Origin of the sequence: Haliscomenobacter sp., assembly GCF_033763495.1 — a bacterium.
Taxonomy (GTDB): domain Bacteria; phylum Bacteroidota; class Bacteroidia; order Chitinophagales; family Saprospiraceae; genus Haliscomenobacter.
Genome location: NZ_JANRKL010000019.1, coordinates 17147 through 36664, shown reverse-complemented (window position 1 = coordinate 36664; position 19518 = coordinate 17147). Strand labels below are relative to the sequence as shown.

Here is a 19518-nt window from a genome sequence, read left to right as displayed (position 1 = left end):
GCAGCTACACAATGGTGAGGATTAAAGATACAAAATAATCATGCTCGGAAACCTGGATGCTGAATTCGTGTTTATCCGGGTACAAGAGGTCCAGGCGTTTGCGCACATTGTCCAGCCCAATACCGTGACTGTCTTTTTCGGGGTCCAGTTCACTTTTAGGGTGGTAACTGTTGTGGACTTTGAAAAAGATATGTTCGGGATCATGGGTTAGGGTGATGTAGATCCAGGAAGGGTTGCGGAAACTGATGCCATGTTTGAAAGCGTTTTCCACCAATGGATTGAGCAACATGGGGGCGATAAAAACCTCCCGATCGGGATTTTGTAAATTGATCTTGAGGTCAATCTGTTGGTTGTCGTCCAGGCGCAATTGTTGAATTTCGATCAGGTTGTGCAGGTATTCGATTTCCTTGGCCAGAGGGATGCGGTTTTGGTGGTTTTCCTGCAACATAAAGCGCATCATGTCGCCCAGTTTTTGAATGCCGTCCGCAGTTTTTTCACTGTTTTCCTTCATCGCAATGGCGTAGAGGGTATTGAGGGCGTTGAATAAAAAGTGAGGGTTGATTTGGGCGCGGAGGGCACCGAGTTCGGCAGAAGTTTGGGAAACTTCGGTGAGGAAGCTGCGCTTTTCAGCAATCAAAATAGACCGCAAATAAGCCGACCCGATGCCTAGCGTTAGTATGGCCACATAATTCAGCACCCATACTTCCGGGGAAGCATGTTGTATTTCAAACACCAAATAAATCAAAACAACCGCTGGTACGATGAGTAACTCAAAAAGGTTTCCCCTATTTTCAACTTCAAATCCCCTTTTAAGAATAGCAATACAGCGATAATACCAGTGCAAATGCAAAATCAGCCCGGGAATAATCCAGTACCAAATGAGTACCCATTCACCACAATAACGACAGTCTTCATGTCCATAAATCACATCTTTGGCAATTTTGACAATGTACCACAACACCGCTAAGATGAAAAAACCAAATAAAAACTCCGACAAGGCTTTTAATAAAACGCTTCGATTATTTCTCGCACTTTCACTTAAAAAAATATACGTCTCAATAAAAACTTCATAACCAATGATAATTAGAAGCAATTTCACACTATCACGCACCCCATTTAATGGTCCAAAATAAGCAAAAGCCCGCGGACCTTCCTGGTAGTCATCCCGATACAAATCGATATTGAGATAACCATAAGCAGTAGCAGCGGCCACTACCAGCAACAACCCAAAAAAGCTAGCCAAAGTAGCCCCAACTCCAAATCTTCGCCCAATGATAGCCGGAGTAACCCAGCGATGAAAAATCAAACTGGCCAAAATCCCGCCCAACCAAAAAAAGACCGTAGGCAATACATCATTTTTGATAAAGTCGTAATCTCCTCCAAAACAATCATAACATTGCCTTTGGGCTTCATCATAATCGACATAGCTACTGACCATCATCCCTGCTGCCAGAATAATGCTCAGTAAAAACCCGTACCCCCAATTGCGTATGGTCGCAGTCCCCATTTCTTTTTTTTGTAAAAATAGAGATTCAGCCCATTGCATCCGAGAAATGGGCTGAATCAAGCACTTTTTGGGATAAAATCACTTTGCAGTTTAAAAATCATAACAATCCATCCCGCGTCCACTTTTTTGTTTCCCGCCCTTCGCCTTATCTCCATTGAACCAGTTTTTCGGCCAGGGGCTGATTTTCAGCGCAGCATAAAACCCCGCTTCGGAGAGATTGCCCCGACTCATCCAGGGAATGAGGTTGTCCGTGCCAATGGTTAAAAAAGCCAGGCGAACTGCGGCGCCCAAGCGCAACCTTTGCCAGCGGTACAAACTGATTGGCAGATACGCCCCTACCCAATTGTTTTCCCAGCCGCTCACCACCGAGAGGGTGCTGGCTTTGTGCAATTGGTTGTCGCGAAAAGCCAAGGGTTGCTGATACACGGCAAAAAAGCGCAGCCCTTCCGATTTGTAAAAACCAGCCTGCAAAACCAGGTTCGTCGGCAATCCAACCATAAAGGAGGAATCAATCAAGGCTGCGTTTGGATCACCGCTGAGCAATCCACTCAATTGAGCAGCCTTGTTGGGCAAGTCGGCAGGGCCGGTCCAACTGGTATAAGGGTCCGTATCAAAAATGAGGGTAGTAGTGTTGCGAAACTGGTACAACTGGGCACTATTGCGAAAACGGATGCCCCCAAGGTCATTGAGTGCTATCCCAGCATTGCAGTTCCACCTTTCCCCCACGTATTCATACAGCAAACCCAAGTCCAGGCCCCAACCCGTACCTTGAATTTTGGCAGCATAGGGTGTATTCTCATTTACCCCCAGGTTGCTGTTGGTGAAGGCCAAGGTAGCTGCACCCGGGCTCACTTCAAAACTATCTGTACGGATTTGCTGGTAACTGAATTGCTCATTGTAGATGCTTAGTCCTTCGTAACCTTGCAGATACCGCAGGTTAAACCCCAGGACGAGTCGACGGTCATCCGCGGAACCAATGCTGTAATCGTAATGCAGCCCCCATTCGCGCCAGGCCATCCCATTGAGGTGAGAGGGCGTCATATTGACCTTGCCCCGATTGTTGATGTAGGTGTAATACCCCAGATCGGTGGGAAAAATGCTTTCCATTTCCATACGGCCCCGGGTGGTGAGCCCAATGCCATGCTGTCCCAGCCGAATCAAAAACGATGGCCCCAATACGTTTACCGTTACATCACCATAATAAGGGCCATTGCGGGTATAATAGTCCAAAACCAAGCTATTGGGTCCGGGAGTTCGATCAGCGGGAATATCCGGGCGGCTGTAAATGTTCTGGATGCTGCGGTATCGATTGAATTCACCAGCTTTGGAGTTTTCCAAAAAGGCGTAGTTGTTGCTCACGGAATTGACCGTTTCGACCAGATTCAAGTCCCATTTTTTGTGGTACAGGCCACCAAGTGCTGGATTGAGCAAAGTGCTGTTGATGCCACTGAATTGTTGCAGGCGCAAGCCAATGGCTTCCTGGCCCGAACTTGATATTGCTGCCAGGATACAGAGGGGCAACAGCAATATTTGCATGTTTTTCATGTGTATGATTCCTTTTGAGTTGAACGCTGAATGGGTTTTTTATCGTTTCAAAACCCGCATGAAGCCGTATAAAAGATGAAAATAATTAAACTTCACCAATACGAGATTTTTATTTTGATTCAATTAGTTCACTGAAACTTAAACCTCCGTTTACCTGATTTTCAAGAAATTTGCACCAAAATAAAATGTATGCGCAAATTGCTCCTCCTCGTTCTACTCGGCAACGTGTTTTCCACCTTTGCTCAAAAATCGTTCACCCTCCAGGTTCCTGGCAAAAATGAATATTGCCAGATTGATACCCTACGGGCCCAGGCCACACTTCCTTCGGGTCGCCGGGTCACGCCAGTGGGAGAAGTATTGCGCATTACCCACGATCCCTTTGGCATGGCGGTTTCGCCAAATGGCAAACAAGTACTGACTTTACACAGTGGAGTAATTACTTTGATCAACACCCAAAACCTCCATGATGCACTGCGAATTCCATCCTATGATCGGACCATAACCGGAGCGCTGGACGGGGGCTCTTTTCTTGGGGCAGTTTTTTCACACGATGGAAACCTGGCCTACCTCAGTGAAGGAGACAAAGGCAGAGTAGTTATTTTTGATGTGGTTCAGCGGAAAAAAATAGGTAGCATTGACCTGAATGGCAGCTTCAATGGCGTCCAATACGAAGATAGTTTCACCTCTGACCTAACCCTTCACCCCAAAAAACCTGAACTATTGGTCTTGGATCGGGGGAACTTCCGCCTGGTGCGCATCGACCTCAACACCAATAAGATTGTGGCATCTATCCCGGTGGGCCGTCAACCCTTTGGTTTGGCGCTCAGTCGGGACGGAGAAATGGCCTTGGTAGCCAACGTGGGGCTTTATGCTTATCCCGCTGTTCCAGGAGTCACCCCCAAAAACCGGGATACCATGATGCTGGATTTCCCACCATATGGTACTTACACCCTTGCTTCGGTAGTGGGCGACACCCTTGAGGATGGCCGTATCATTCCTGGATTGGGCAGCCCACTCGCTCCTGAAGCGATGAGTGTTTTTGCCATTGATCTGAATAGCAACCGCATCTCCAGCATTTTTAAGACAGGGCGTCAAATTGGTCATTTTCTGGAAGATGCTGAAGTGGTGGGTGGATCAAGCCCCAACTCGGTCGCCATGGGTAAAAATTTTGCCTATGTCAGCAATGCAACCAATGATCTGATCAGTGTGATTGATTTAAAATCCTTAAAAGTCCTGACTGAGTTCCCGATCAAAGTGGACAAAAAACTGGATCAATACCGCGGCCTAATGCCTTTTGGCTTGTGCGTAAACCAGGCCGAAACCCGCTTGTATGTGGCCTTATTGGGTTTCAACGCCATAGCAGTCATTGACCTCAAAAGCAAAAAGACCATTGGTTTGATTCCCAGTGGTTGGGGGCCGTCGCGGGTATTGTTGTCCCCTGATGAAAAAGACTTGTACATCACCTCGATTCGCGGCTTGGGAGCAGGCCAAAATGGGGGCAAAAACTTCATCAAACCTGCACGGGGTACCTACATCGGTGATATCCAGCAAGCAACTTTCCAGCACGTGGCCGTTCCTGATCCCGCTACCTTAAAAAAGTACACTGCCCAGGTTCAGGCGAATACGTACACCAAAGTTGCTATCCCAGTTGACAACAGTCCACTTCCTGCCACGCCTCAGGCTGGCCAAAGCCCGATCAAGCACATTGTGTACATCACCAAAGAAAACCGGACTTTTGATGAAATATTTGGCGCCTTTCCTGGTGCAAAGGGAGACCCAAGTTTGGTTAAATATGGCCTAAATGTTAGCGTTCGAACCCCAAAAGATACCATTCATGGGGCCAACATCATGCCGAACCACCATAAAATTGCCCGGCAGTGGGCCATGTCCGACAATTTTTACTGCGACTCCGACGCCTCCATCCACGGCCACCACTGGATGATGGGGGTAATTCCCAACGAGTGGGTAGAGGCCAATTCTAGTGCCGCAGGTACTCAAAAGATTTTTTCAAGCGCCCCAGGCCGCCGCTTTCCAAAGGCGACTGGTGCCATCGACCCCGAAGATTACAATGAAATTGGGGGGCTGTGGGAAGCGCTCGAACGCAACAAGGTGCCTTTTTTCAGTTTCGGCGAAGGCAATGAGTACGCCGCCGTTTGGGAAGAATGGGACCACCTTGCTTTTGGAGCAAAACAACCCATCATTTTCCCGCTTCAAAAGGCCGTATACGACAAAACTTCCCGCTTCTACGCTGGCTTTGATATGGACATTCCAGATCAGTTGCGGGTAGATCAATTCGAGCGGGAGTTTACCGACCGTTGGCTCCAAGGCAAAGAAACCATGCCTGGGTTGATTGCCCTACAGCTCCCCAATGATCACAGTGCCGGAGTAAGACCTGAGGCTGGATTCCCTTTTGACCATTCATATATGGCTGATAACGACTTGGCACTGGGCCGAATCCTGCAGTTTTTGTCCAAAACCCCGTATTGGAAAAACATGTTGGTCATCGTTACCGAGGATGACCCACAGGGTGGTGTCGATCACCTCGATGCCCACCGATCTGTTCTGATGATGGCAGGGCCTTACGTCAAGCGCAATTACCTTTCAAATACTCATGCCAACTTTGGTTCTATCCTCAAAACAATTTACAACATTTTGCAGGTGCCTTACGTGAATCAGTACGACGTGACCGCCAGCTTACTGCAGGATTTTTTCACTTCAGAGCCTGATTTCACCCCTTATGAATTGGAAGTGCCTGATCAGCGGGTGTTTGACACCAAAAAGGCGATGGAGGCTTACGAAAAGAATTATCAATGGTCAGAAAAAATCAAAACGCCAATGGATAACCCAAATGATCAGCGGAAACGGTTTTATAAGAATAAGGATTAAAAGAAAAACAGAAGCCCCTGCTCAGAATATTGAGCAGGGGCTTCTGTTTTGGAATGGGTTAAAATAAAATTGAATTTTATCCCTGTTCTTTTTCCAGGTAAATTTCTTCTTTAGGTATATCCAATGTTTTGACCTTTTGCTGCGGCGGATTTTTGATCTTCATCTTTTCCGCCAATTCCTGGGTGCTCACAAAGGAAGTGATCATTTGGGTCAACATGTCAGCAGCTGCGGTGGGCGCATTGGGCAACAAAATCAGGTTGCTATTGCTGTGTTGACCAATTTGCTGGAGGGTATCGTAATGCTGGGTAACCAGAATCAAGGCGGAAGCCTCTTGAGAATTGATGCCCACCTTGTTGAGCAAATCCACTGATTCCTCCAAACCCCGGGCAATCTCCCGGCGCTGATCGGCGATACCTTGACCTTGCAGACGTTTGGATTCAGCTTCTGCTTTGGCACGCGCTACAATGCGGATACGTTCAGATTCGGCTTCGTATTCTGCCGCCAGCTTTTGGCGTTCGGCAGCGTTGATGTGGTTCATGGCGTTTTTGACAGCTTGGTCAGGATCAATATCCGTTACCAGAGCCTTCACGATGCCATATCCGTAATCATTCATGGCTTCTTCCAATTCGCGGCGAATGGCGAGAGCTACATCGTCTTTACGTTCAAACACATCGTCCAGACGCATTTTGGGTACTTCCGCCCGAACGGTATCAAAAACATAGGCAGTGATTTGTTCGGTAGGGTTCTGAAGTTTGTAGAAAGCATCGTAGATACTGTCTTCCAGCACTTTGAATTGTACCGAAACCTTCAAGCGGACGAAAACGTTGTCTTTGGTCTTGGTCTCCACAACAACGTCCAGTTGCTGGATTTTCAAATTGATGCGGCCCGCGGTTTTGTCGAGGAAGGGAACTTTGAACTGCAGGCCCGCAGTCCGAACGCTGTGAAACTTGCCAAAACGTTCGATCATGTAAGCCGTTTGCTGTTTTACGGTAAAAATACCGGAGAAAAACAGGAACAAAGCGAAAAGGATTAAGGCATAAAAAAGGATACCCATATTGCTTCAGGTTTTTTGTTGGCATGAATTTATGAAAAAAATGTGGGATTAACATGGTTTAGGTTTTTTACTCAAACACTCGTCTACAAATATGCCGATTGTGACACTGATAGTCAATTATTATCGATGGGATTCAAGTTTTTCCTAATTTTCTTGGCTATTTTTTCGTCCGATCATCTTTGCCCGCTATCTTTATTGCCAAACATTAGCGCAAGAAAAGCATGAACAAACAAAACACAGAAGAACATCAATCCGCTCTGCGCAGCCAGGGCTGGTTTGGGAAAAAAGGAAAAGATGGATTCATCTACCGCGCCTGGATGAAAAACCAGGGCATTCCCGATCATGAATTTAAAGGTAAACCCGTCATTGGCATTTGTAATACCTGGTCGGAATTCACTCCTTGTAATGCGCATTTCCGCGAATTGGCCGAGTCGGTTAAACATGGCATTTATGAGGCGGGTGGTTTTCCTGTGGAATTCCCCGTAATGTCCCTCGGTGAAACCCTCATCAAACCCACCGCCATGTTGTATCGCAACCTGGCCAGTATGGACGTAGAGGAATCGATTCGGGCCAATCCGATGGATGCCGTAGTGCTGCTGTGTGGTTGCGATAAAACCACACCTTCGCTAGTGATGGGAGCCTGTAGCGTCAACATTCCAACCTTGGTGGTATCTGGTGGCCCTATGCTTACCGGAAAATACAAGGGCGGCGACATTGGCACCTCGGATGTTTGGCGCTTCAACGAAGCCTACAAAACGGGGCAAATGAGTGCGGAGGAATTCCGCGAAGCCGAAGCCTGCATGGGGCGTAGCCGTGGACACTGTGCCGTTATGGGCACTGCTTCTACCATGGCCTGTATGGTGGAAGCCCTTGGATTGTCCTTACCCGGCAACGCCGCTATTCCCGCTTCAGATTCCCGCCGTAAAGTATTGGCCCACTACTCCGGTATGCGCATTGTGGAAATGGTGAAGGAAAACCTGCGCCTTTCCGATATCCTCACCCGCGAAGCATTTGAAAATGCCATCAAGGTGAATGCCGCTATTGGGGGTTCTACCAACGCTGTGATCCACTTGCTGGCCATGGCCGGGCGGATTGGGGTTGACCTTACCCTGGATGATTTTGACGTCCATTCTCGTGGAGTTCCACTTTTGGCCAACCTGCAACCTTCTGGCCAATACTTCATGGAAGATTTCTATTACGCTGGTGGCTTGCCTGCCCTAATGCGGGAAATGGGAGACCTATTGCATCCGGCCATTACCGTAAATGGTCGCGCCATCACTGATAACGCCCGGGAATTTGACAACTACAACAAGGCTATAATTGGAGATCTGGAGGAACCCATCAACCCTCTTTCGGGGATAGTGGTCGTCAAAGGGAATTTGGCCGAAAATGGCGCCGTCATCAAAACCTCGGCTGCTACGCCCGAATTGCTCAAGCACCGGGGCCGGGCAGTGGTTTTTGAAAACATCGAAGACTACCACGCCCGCATCGATGATCCAGCGCTGGACATTGATGAAAGCTGCGTCATGGTGCTCAAATCCGTTGGCCCCAAAGGATATCCTGGGATGCCGGAGGTAGGCAACATGGCTTTACCGGTCAAATTATTGGAAAAAGGGGTAAAAGACATGGTGCGCATCTCCGATGGCCGGATGAGTGGAACTGGTTTTGGCACAGTAGTCCTACACGTTTCGCCTGAATCGGCCGCCGGAGGAAATCTGGCACTGGTACAAAATGGCGACTTCATTGAATTGGATGTTGAGGCTCGCCGCCTGCACCTGGAAGTGAGTGATGAAGAACTGGCCAAACGCCGAGCAGCCTGGAAATCACCGGATTTTGCTGCCCGTGGTTACGTGTATTTGTACCAGCAACACGTCACTCAATCTCACCTGGGAGCAGATCTGGATTTCCTCAAAGGTGGATCAGGCGATTCTGTGACGAGAGACTCGCATTAAACTTGAGGGTGTTTGATTATCAGGGAATTGAGAATATCCAATAATTTGGGCATAAGTTTTTTTGAGTGAAGAGTTAAGAATACATGACTTTAGAATTTAGAAGTGAAGGTGGAGTTTAAAAGTGGGCTACCGCAGCGACTCGGGTACAACCTTGGTCTAAGTCGCTGCGGTAGCTCATTTCTAAACTCAAAAATCATGTATTCTTAACTCTTCACTCAATTAAAACCAAGTCTTAATCTCTTCAACTCCTTGACCATCAATCTGCGGCTAAGCCATTAAAAAAAACCAATTATCTCCTGAAACCCTACCCATGCCATTCACAGGAAAAGTTGCTTTGGTTACTGGTGCCGGGCAAGGCATCGGCTACGAAATCTGCCGACAGTTGGCGCTGCGGGGAGCTGCCGTTTTGCTCAATGACCAGGACCCGGAACTGGCCGAATGCGCCGCTGAAGAAATCCGTTGGGAAGGAGGCAATTGTTTGGCTTGTGCCGGGGATGCGAGCCAGATACCCTTTATTGAAAGCATGGTGCAAACCTGCGTCAAAGAATTTGGCCGTCTGGACATCGCCGTTGCCAATGCGGGCATTACCCATTTCGGCGATTTTTGGACTTTCCAACCTTCCCAATTTGAAGAAGTGATGAACCTCAATATGCGGGGGACTTTCTTTCTGGCCCAAGTTGCCGCCAAACAAATGCGTACCCAAGGCGAAGGGGGAAGTTTGTTGCTGATGTCTTCTGTTGTCGGAGTTCAGGCACACAAAAACCTGGGCGCCTATGCCATGACCAAGGGAGGAATCCAGATTTTGGCCAAAAACCTGGTGGTGGAACTCTCCCCTTATGGCATCACCTGCAATGCCGTAGCGCCCGGGGCAACCGCTACCGAACGCACCTTAAACGATCCTGAATACGATCAGGTTTGGTCCAATATCACCCCCATGGGCAGGCCGGCCAGCCCCTTGGATATTGCGGAAGCGGCGCTGTTTTTGGTCTCGCCCCAGGCTCGGCACATTACCGGGCAAACCTTGGTAGTGGATGGGGGTTGGACAGCGGTGAGTGTGCAGCCGTAAGGTCTAGCTGAGGTGAATCTAAGGTTTCTATGGTTTCTTAGGTGGTAAAAAAACTGCTACGCAGGGTATTCTTTCACCACCTAAGAAACTTGAGGCACTCAAGGAATCACCTCAGGAGCCAAAACTCGGGCTGATGATCCTTTATTTATTCCACCAACACCTTCTTCACCCCTACCCCACTTTCCGTACGCAGTTCAAATAGGTATATTCCCGCAAGAACCTTATTTACCGCCACTTCAATCCTGTTCTCTCCAGACAAGACATCCACCTTTTTTTCCCACAACAAACGTCCTTGTACATCGCGAAGGCGAAGGGAACTAGCTCCTGCCTCTTCAGCCTCATACACCAAGGTAAATACGCCCTGATTGGGCTGCGGCACAATCTGCATCCGCGCTTCTAATCTTGGCGCATCATTCAGCCCTGTAGATGGACTACAGCCCGATCCAGCCCCAATGATCCGACTCAGCAGCGCGATATAAGCCCCCTGATAATAAATGGCGGGTTCACTGATTTCCCAGGAGTTTTCAGGCCAACTGAAGTTCCAGTCTTTGTAACTCTTTTGGGCTGGCTGGGATGCGGGCGGTGAGATGGTTTTCACTGAAAAATCCTTGTTTGGCCCTCCCGTCACATAACCCGGTGGCGGGCCTTTGGGCGAGGTCAGGGCATTGTCCCAATCCGATTTGTCCTTGTACCAATGATGATACAATTCATTCACACATTTTTCGCCCCCATACCCATACATGTTGCTGAGCATGACCATCGTTAGTGGGTTTACCCCGTGCAGCCAATGTAGGTACTGCTCGGCTACTTCCAAATAAAGAGCATGTTGGGGGGTATTGATGCCAAAATGGATAAAATCCAGGTTGAGCAGCCCGGAATTGGAGCGGATGTTGTTGCTACCCCAATGGTGCGCCCAATCCTCCATGTAGGCCCGGTAGAGATCAGTTTTGTTTTGGTAGTTGTTGATGGAAAAGGCGTAATTCATGCCGGCCTTCTGGCTGCGAATTTTGCTAACGGCGGCCAAACTGGCATTGGGCATTCCGGCGTATTTGAGCAAGGCAAAACAAACACCCATGTTGTAAGGGTGCCAGTAATTTTCGTTGACGGGGCGAATTTTGTCATAATGGGCATCGATCTGGGTTTTATAAGCCGCGTTACCCGTTGCTTCAAAGAGGTAAATGGCGGCAGCTACCGCGTTGCCCAATTGGCTGCCCGCATCCCGGTCGGCATCGCCGGAGGTGATGTTTTGGTCGTCGCAAGCGGTTTCAAAAGTACTCAGGTTTTGAGTGGTGGCCAGGGCTCTGGCCCAGGCTTTGACGGCGCGGTCGATCAGGTCCTGGCCATAAGCTTGCAGGGCGGGATCGGATAAGGACTTGTACACCTGTCCGGCGCAGGCAAAGATGGCCGCTCCGGTAATTGTGGCCGAGGTACATTCCCCCACCCAATAGCGTGGGCGGGTATCCAAACTGGGCAGTGCGGGCACTTCATTAAAATTGTCGACGCCCACCTTGATCATCAAACCATTGGTACCCGTGGCGTCTTGCATGCGTTTGAGCCAATCCAGTTCCCACTTGATTTCATCGAGCAGATCGGGGATGCCATTGCCCGACTCGGGAATGTTGTAATTGTCTTTAAATACAGTCGGATTGAGCCGATAGGCTTCCAACATGTTGAGCAGAGGATCAAAAGTAAAAGTCGTGTACTTGTTGGGGTCCCCTGCATCAAACCAGCCGCCACTCACATCGCGGGCAGTGGCGGGGTTGCTTTTGTCGTAGCGGCTGCGGGCGGCTTTGTCTTGATTGGGGCCGCCGTAACAGGCGCCGTCCACCCATTTGGCATCCACATAGGGTGTGTTTTTGGCGAAGTTGATTCTTTGGTAAAAAAACATCCGCACCGCCTGGCGCAGCACTTCATCATACACCTGGTCCCCGATTTCAAAACGAAAGGAACCGACCTGATTGGCCAAATCGTAGATGTAGTAACTGCCGGGAGTACTTACGGTGCTGAAGTCAAACCACCAACCCCGGTCGCCGGATTGGCCGTGGGTATTGCCGTTATTCCAGACCTGGAGTGTGCCAGTGAATACGGCCTGATCATTGTCCCAGCGGCGCACCTGGTATTGGTTGTTGCCCAGGCCGGGGGAGAACGTTTCACTGGCATTGAAACCCGCCTGGGGATCTGCAATGACGGCCATTTTTTTGGATTGGCAGAAGTAGCCGAATTGGTCCACTTTGATGAATTCGGTGGTTTTGACGGGACCTGCCCAAAGGGAAAGGCTAGCGAAAAAAACAATTAGAGACAGGAAGCTGCGCATGGATTTGGGTTGAATAAATGAGGTGTCAGGGTACCTAAAGGCTAGATACCTGGCACAAAAAAATTGCAGCTAGTGGATTGTACGAGGTGGCAAGATAAATGCTTTTGGGAAAAAATGCAGGATTAAGATGGCATTTTGGGAAAGTAATAACAAGCTTGGGGTGGAAGCCGCGGGGTAAATTTTAGCCACAAATTGCACAAATTTTCACAAATGGGCACACTCACTGCGTTCGTGTGACGAAGCCCACAAAAGGGCAAACCATAGCAACGAGTGGTAAGAAATAATAATGATAATTGCTCACACTCGATTTAATTCAGCCAAAGCGGCAGGATGGCAAAACGGATGCCACGGATGCCACGGATAAAAACGGATTTTTTTCCGCCACAGGCGGAAAAGGACGAGCCGAAGGTGAGTCAAAATCCGTTCTAATCCGTGGCATCCGTGGCATCCGTTTTGCCATTGCGTCGCTTTTAGCAAAGAGAGGCGAAGCCTCCCCAGCGCAAAGCGCATTAACGTCCTCGTGGTTAAATTAAAGCTGCAAAGCTACAAAAATGCTGGATATTACTTTTCACTGCTCATAACTAAAGTTTGTGCCTCAATTTGTGAAAATTTGTGCAATTTGTGGCAGCTAAAAATACAGCGTAGCTGGATTAAAAATTTGCCTAAATCCGCTCCATAGAATGAAAACACCAGCTCCATTTATAACAGAAATAAAACAGTTACTTGCCAATAGTAAGATCGAAGTGGCTTTGTCCAAACTCATCTCACAATTAAAAGGCAGTCCCAAACAGAATGAAGTTATTCAACAAAGCTCCCGTTTCAAGTCCATAAGCGAAGAAAATCGCTTGGGTATCATTAGTCATGAAGCATTTGTACTCATTCAAAACCAGGTTACAAATGGTTTATTAAAATTGTTGGATGAAATGGAATTGGGTTTTGAAGCGCCCACTGTACAGCCTCAACCCGAGCCCTTAGTTCCCCTCCACCCCGCCCCCACCTTCCCCAAACTGGACGTCAAAAAATTCCAATTCGAGCACGCCCTACGCGCCGCCCAGGTAAAAAACATGATCGCCCGCCTACCCGATTCCCTCCAGCTACTCGGCAAACCCGGCTGGGGCCGCCATCGTTTTATGGAAGACCTGGAAGCTTGTGGCATTCAGGATGAGGTACAGGTGGTACGGGTAAAACTCTCGGATTTCATCAAAAGTTACCCCGATTTTTTGGCGATAGTGGCCTCCAAAGCCAAAGTGCCTGCCCAGCCCGGCGAGGATTTGGTGGAAATCATCCGCAATAGTGCCCGCCTCCATCAAAAACCCGTACTCTTTGTGCTCGAAAACGTTGATGATATGTTTGCGGGCAAATCAGAAATGGATGCGGGTTTTAGCTACGACTTTTTTGTGAAGTTGAACACCTTGAAAAACGAGTCTTTTTCGGTGCTCTGGCTTTCGGTGTACGAAAGTGTTTCGCACCGGATGTTTGGCACCCAGTCTTCACCGCTGACGCTACCGGAGATTGAATTGAATCAGTTGACTTATGAGCAACTTGGGGCGGAGATTCGGCGGCGAGTACCGGAGCTAGGGGAAGAAACTTGTGTGTACTTGCAAGAACAATTGGAAACGGAACCGAATCATACGCATGCTTTGCTGGAGGCGCTGCTTACCGAGCTGGAAGCCAACCCTACTTCGGATAAAAAGGACATCAAACGATTATTGATTGAAAAACGGCAAAAATTGAATGGAAATGGGAGAAGATGAGGTACGGAAGCCGAGGAATGGGTGGGAGGTATTGTGGTGGTTGATGTTTGAGCCGATACTGCTAAAAGAGTACTCAGATACGATCAAAGGATGGAAAAATCGGCTTAGGGTAATATTGATGCCTTTGCTTGGCATTGCTATTTTGAGTAGCCTCATCTATGGGCTGTTGTTGCTGTCAATCTGTGGATTGGATTTGCCTCTCCATTTCCCGAATGCTTTTAAATCAACAATCAGTGAAACCTGGTCGATCGATTTTACAAAAAATTGGAGCCTTCTTTTTCAATTTAGTATTTGGGACTTTTCAAGAGGTTTGGTAATCGGTTTGGCAATCGGTTTGGCAGTAAGTTTGGCGTTAGATTTGATGTTAGGTTTGTTTTTTAGTTTGGCGTTCGGTTTGATGTTCGGTTTGGCGTTCGGTTTGGCGTTCAGTTTGGCAGGAGGTTTGGCGTTCGGTTTGGCAGGAGGTTTGGCAGGAGGTTTGGCGTGGAGTTGGACAGGAAGTTTGGTGAGAGGTGTGTCGGCAGGTTTGGTGGTAGGTTTGGAGTTAGGTTTAGTAGGAGTTTTGTCGTTCAATTTGGCGGTAGGGTTGGAGTTCGGTTTGTTGGTCGGTTTGGGATTTCTGCTGAGTTGGCCCTTTTTTTACTATAGAATTTACCTTTATCTGGTTTATTTACTCTTTGGTTTCCTCAAAAGTAGCTCATTACAATTCAACCCCTATCATTGGGATGGAGTAATTTTTTTTGCGTTGCCTAACATCCAGTTTTCTTTCCAAAAAGAAGCTTATGAAAGCCCCGAAGAAGCGCTCAATTTCAGCCAATTTTTATTCAAACAAAGGCCCTTACAAAAAAAACTGGCTTGGTTGATCCGTTTAGCCGCCATAGCAGGCCAATGGCGACAACAAAGAGGAGATTCTGATGCATTCAAAAGTTTTCCAATCCTGGATCGGGAGACCCTTTGGCATGAAGACAAATCTTGGTTTATCGACCTCAGTCGTCTCCTCATCCCCCTCCCCAGCACCGAGTGGCAGCCCCAAATCGAAACCACCCGCCTCGCTCTACTCGATGTAGAACAAGAAAGCAATATTCGCCGCAAGGTAGCCTATTTCAAAAACTACCGTACAGAACTCAATAAACTCTACGACTTTGCGCTCCAACAACCCCGTGTATGGGGTCAATACTTCGTTCAGGCACTTGAGCTCTGGCAAAAATCCGCCACCGAAAAACTCCGTGAACTAGAACTAGAAGCCGAAGCCGAAGAGCCCATCGCCCCCAACATCTACCGCGGCGGTGAAAAACTCAAACCCGAAGATGGCGAGCTTTTCCTGGGCCGCGAAGACCTACGCGATGCCTTTAAAAACCGGGTGCTCACCGCAGCCCAAATGCCTCTGTTTTTTATTCAGGGCCAGCGGCGGGTCGGCAAAAGTTCTTTGATTGCTTTTTTGCCGCGCATTTTGGATCGTAAGTTCCAGGTGGTGGCTTTTGATATGCAGGAGCATCCGGGTTTGCCGCTGCCGGAGCTGTTGCAAAAACTTTGGCAGCGCATCCATGAGAGCATGCTGCGCAAAGCCGCTCCGAGTCTGGAACTACCTGAAGCCTGGCTGGCCGCCTGGCAAGTTTTCCGCGACGCACTCGACGCCCTGGCCCAAGAACAAGAAACCCGCCTAGTCATCGCCATTGACGAATACGAAGTATTGCACCAAATTTTACAAACCCGGCCCGAAGAAGCCGCTCAACTGCTCGGTGCCATCCGCGCCTGGTCGCAAAGCCAGAACAAGGTCGTGCTATTGTTTGCCGGAGCCGACTTTCTCTCCGAACTGCGCAGCCCCAACTGGAGCGAGTACTTTGTACAAGCCGAGCGCCTGCTGGTGGATTACCTCAACCGCACGGATTCCTTCAAACTGATCAATCTGGTGGGTCTAAAATACCCGGAGGAATTGCTGGAAAAAATGTACCAGGAAACCCAGGGGCATCCCTGTTTGTTGCAAAAAATCTGCCGGGAAATCGTGACCATTGTCAACAAACAAGGGCGGGAAAGCCGGGCGGTTAGCGAAGCGGATTATCAGGCTGCGCTGAAACAAGCGCTGCTGATGCCCGATGATGGCGTGGTGAATTTGTTCTGGAATCAGTTTTGTGAAAACCGGGGTTTGAAACCTACCGTACGGCAAATCCTGAATGGCGAACAGCCGACGGATGAACGGGCTATTTTGGTGTTGGAAGATCACCAGTTTATTGTAGCGGAGGAAGGAAAATGGCGACTGCGGGTACCTTTGTTTGAGTTGTGGTTGAAGAGGTATCAGGTGACTTGAGGGTGCTTAGATTTTAGGTAAGTTGGTTATCAGGCAATTGATACAATGTACAATCATTATAGTAAAGGGGTCTTTTGAGTTCCGAGTACATGACTTAAGAGCTCACATTACGCAGTTTTTAACCGCAGAGTTTCTCAGAGTACACGCAGAGTTTCTCGGAGTTTATTTTAGTTTAAGGAGTTTGCCACCTGCGGTGGCGAGTGTTCGGGCACTTCTGAAATTTGATTTTTTCGTACTAGCTGCTATTCAATGCCGCCTCTGAGTAATCTTTGCCATCGCAGATGGCTTAACTTAAAAACTCTGAGAAACTCTGTGTGTACTCTGAGAAACTCTGCGGTTAAAAAAACTGAGGTTAAATCCAATCTAGCCTAACAAAATTTCCCCTCAAAACCGCACCACCACTCCCACCGAAGTCGTAAAATCCAACGACTGCAGCTCCAACCCCTGCACCGTATTCTGCGGTTTGGTCTGCCCGGTACGTGGGTCAGCTGGCACAAAGGAATAGATATACTGGCGGTACTTCACGTTTTGGTGGTTGAACAAATTAAAGAAGCTGAGATTGGTTTGCACATTGGTTTTGCCAATGTGGAAAGAATAGGTCGTAGCGAAGTCGACGCGATGGTAGTCGTCGAGGTAGGAAAGGCGACTTTCGGGGGTGATTTCTACCCGATCGGCCGGAGTGGTCCCACTCAATTTGGATAAGTCGGTGTACGGGCGGCCCGAAGCAAAAACATAAGCCAGCGAAAAATCAAATTTTTTCCAGTTGTATTGGTTGATCCATTTCAATTGATGGCGACGGTCGTTGGGGGAAGCAAACCACTGTCCGCGGGCGATATTGGGAAAACTTTGGCTGCTTTTGCTCAGCGTATAAGCGACCCAGGTATCGTAATGAGGGAAGGACTTTTTGAGCAGGAGGTCTAAACCTATGGTTTTTCCAGTGCCCTTAAAGGTGGTGAATTTGTATTCAAAAGAATCGGGCAAAGCCACCAAGGTACGGGCATGCTCCACCATATTATTGGTGTTTTTGACATAAAACTCCGCATCTAATTCAAAACTACCTTTCCGGAAATTGGCACCCAACATGGTGTTGTGCGCTGTAGTCACCGGAAAACGCGGGTCACCTTTGGCCAAAACCCAATAGGGATAAGAACGACCGTAAATATCCTCGTGGAAAAACTGGTACAAAAACTGCTGGTAAATACTCCAGGAGGCCTTTAAACGAAACTCGTCCGATACTTTTACAAACACCCCAAGCCGCGGCGAGAGGTAATTGCTCTCATTGTAGCGGGTGCCGCGCAGCCCAAAGCTGAAATTCAAGGTTGAATCCGCCAGATCTGCCTGGTATTCTCCATACAAAGACTGTTGTAGCCCTTGGTCATCCAAATCCAGCGAGGCCATTTTCCCATCCTTAAGATAAAGGGTAGACTTGTTGTCGATGCTTTCAAAACCAAACACCAGTTTTTGATTTGCCCGCAGCTGCCATTCATTTTTCCAGTTGATGTCCAGGCCACTGATGTGGTTGTCGTGGTTGTTGGTAAAAATAAAATTAGGCCGCAGCCGATTGCCAACTTGGAAGATCGATTTTTGGGAAAAATCCCGGCTGATGCCGTATTCTGAAAAGGCGACGTTTAGGTTGGAATTGAAGCGGGTACTCCACTTTTGATTCAGCTGCAAACCAAATCCTTGGTTGAACCAATCGGCTTCTTCATCATAAGATTCGTTCAGGATTTCTCTGCGGTTGTTGATGAGTTGAGTGCTGGTGCGGGTATAGGCATAAGCATATTTATCCGCTCCGCTGAAATAATTAAAATCAGCACTAAAGCGGGCCGAAGGGCGCCAGCTTGCCTTGAGGTTGGCATCAAAAAAACGCAATTCTGGCTTTTGGGAAACCACTTCCCTTACGGTTGCCAAACTAGACCTTACATCCAAGATACGGGTGTCTTTCACCTCAGAATTGAGCAAATTGAACAACTTGCTGTTGGCCAGATTCTGATTGGTGATCCGCCCCGCAGCCATTACCCGAAATTGTTTTCCCAGCGGTACATCCAGTAAGGCGCTACTGGTCATGAGATTGACATCGGCAATGGCTAGTGCTTTGGTGTCCCCCTGATTGCGTTGAGCCGAGCGGATGTCTACTACCGAAGAAGTACGGCCTCCGTATTCTGCGGGGAAGGCATTTTTGTACACCTTCACCTCGTCGACCATGTGCGGGTTAACGATGCTGAAAATGCCAAAATAATGGGTTACGTTGTACAAAGTGATGCCATCCAGGATGATCAGGTTTTCATCCCCACTGCCTCCACGGATGTTCAGGTCAGCCGAAAGGTCATCGTGGGCGCTTACCCCGGGTAGGTATTGCAGACTACGCATGACATCCGCGCCATTGACAAAGGCTGGCAAACGTTGCAATGCCGGGCCGTGCAAAACGGAAGCATCTTCCAGCAATTTATTGGATACTGCGGGCAGTCGGGCAGTCACGGTCATCCCCTGGAGTTGTTCTACCTTCGGGGTGAGCCTTATTTTGAGGTCGAGGGGTTCAGTTCCTGGCGTTATCCAGGTTTTTCGGGTCTGATAGCCCAGGTATTGCACGGCTACTTCAGTGGTAGCAGTTCCATCCTCTAGGTTAAGTTCAAAACGCCCATTTTCATCACTGATCACCCCATCGCCTTGACCACAAAGCACGTGGCCATATGCCAGGGGTTGCTGGGTCCAGGCATCGATCAGGGTGCCGTTTATTTTTCGGGGTATTTTAATTTTCACCTCACTCACACTGAGTTCGGAATCACTCAGGGCTTTGCGTACCAAAATTTGCCCAGTCCCGGTGATGTGGTATTCCAGCTCCAGTCCTGCCAACAATTGGTTTAAAGCGGTAGATAAATCTTTGGCATTGATCTTTTTAGAAACACGGATATTAGCTACCGTTAGGTTCTCGTAAGAGAATTTGAGCTGGTGTTTTTTGGCTAAAATATCAAATGCCTGTTCAAGTGGAGTATTCTGAAATTTTTCAACAAAGGCATAAGTCGACTGGCCCACCAAGGTGCAGGAGAAAAAGGAAAAGACAAGCCACACGACCAGCGTTTTGATGGGCATGGTTGTTTTTAGTTGAAAAGTTGTGCTTCGGCTACGCTCAGCAAT

At 48.4% G+C, this 19518-nt stretch carries 10 protein-coding genes; 5 read left to right on the top strand and 5 right to left on the bottom strand.

Translation table 11 applies throughout. The annotated features are described in order from the left end of the window. Nucleotides 1-4: 4 nt before the first annotated feature. Together SFV55_RS01385 and SFV55_RS01380 are read right to left on the bottom strand one after the other, a co-directional pair. On the bottom strand, nt 5-1507 hold the full coding sequence (locus SFV55_RS01385; protein WP_320027654.1) for a sensor histidine kinase: 1503 nt from the start codon (nt 1505-1507) through the stop codon (nt 5-7). A 90-nt stretch (nt 1508-1597) separates the two neighbouring features. Then, nucleotides 1598-3043: a DUF5723 family protein gene (locus tag SFV55_RS01380; RefSeq protein ID WP_320027653.1), complete on the bottom strand. Its 1446-nt coding sequence runs from the start codon at nt 3041-3043 to the stop codon at nt 1598-1600. Nucleotides 3044-3241: 198 nt separating this feature from the next. Between SFV55_RS01380 and SFV55_RS01375 the strand changes: the two genes are divergently transcribed. Then, the gene (locus tag SFV55_RS01375) at nt 3242-5938 is read left to right on the top strand and encodes a hypothetical protein (protein ID WP_320027652.1); all 2697 of its coding nucleotides are present in this window, start codon (nt 3242-3244) and stop codon (nt 5936-5938) included. A 76-nt stretch (nt 5939-6014) separates the two neighbouring features. On the opposite strand, the gene SFV55_RS01370 is transcribed toward SFV55_RS01375, so the two are convergent. Further along, nucleotides 6015-6992: an SPFH domain-containing protein gene (locus SFV55_RS01370; protein WP_320027651.1), complete on the bottom strand. Its 978-nt coding sequence runs from the start codon at nt 6990-6992 to the stop codon at nt 6015-6017. 221 nt (nt 6993-7213) lie between these two features. Here SFV55_RS01370 and SFV55_RS01365 point away from each other — a divergent pair, with 221 nt between their 5' ends. Further along, nucleotides 7214-8944, top strand: a complete 1731-nt coding sequence (locus SFV55_RS01365) for an IlvD/Edd family dehydratase (protein ID WP_320027650.1) — start codon at nt 7214-7216, stop codon at nt 8942-8944. A gap of 310 nt (nt 8945-9254) precedes the next feature. Then, complete coding sequence (locus SFV55_RS01360) at nt 9255-10010, top strand: SDR family NAD(P)-dependent oxidoreductase (RefSeq protein ID WP_320027649.1); 756 nt, start codon at nt 9255-9257, stop codon at nt 10008-10010. Between the two features lie 145 nt (nt 10011-10155). Here the strand turns inward: SFV55_RS01360 and SFV55_RS01355 are convergent, their stop codons facing one another. Continuing rightward, the gene (locus SFV55_RS01355) at nt 10156-12324 is read right to left on the bottom strand and encodes a glycoside hydrolase family 9 protein (RefSeq protein WP_320027648.1); all 2169 of its coding nucleotides are present in this window, start codon (nt 12322-12324) and stop codon (nt 10156-10158) included. A gap of 680 nt (nt 12325-13004) precedes the next feature. Between SFV55_RS01355 and SFV55_RS01350 the strand changes: the two genes are divergently transcribed. Both SFV55_RS01350 and SFV55_RS01345 read left to right on the top strand, forming a co-directional pair. Continuing rightward, nucleotides 13005-14078: a hypothetical protein gene (locus tag SFV55_RS01350; protein WP_320027647.1), complete on the top strand. Its 1074-nt coding sequence runs from the start codon at nt 13005-13007 to the stop codon at nt 14076-14078. After that, nucleotides 14059-16383, top strand: a complete 2325-nt coding sequence (locus SFV55_RS01345; protein ID WP_320027646.1) for an ATP-binding protein — start codon at nt 14059-14061, stop codon at nt 16381-16383. Before SFV55_RS01350 ends, SFV55_RS01345 begins: the two co-directional genes overlap by 20 nt. Before the next feature lie 384 nt (nt 16384-16767). Here the strand turns inward: SFV55_RS01345 and SFV55_RS01340 are convergent, their stop codons facing one another. Next, nucleotides 16768-19473, bottom strand: coding sequence for a TonB-dependent receptor (locus tag SFV55_RS01340; protein WP_320027645.1), 2706 nt, complete (start codon nt 19471-19473; stop codon nt 16768-16770). Between the last annotated feature and the right edge of the window lie 45 nt (nt 19474-19518).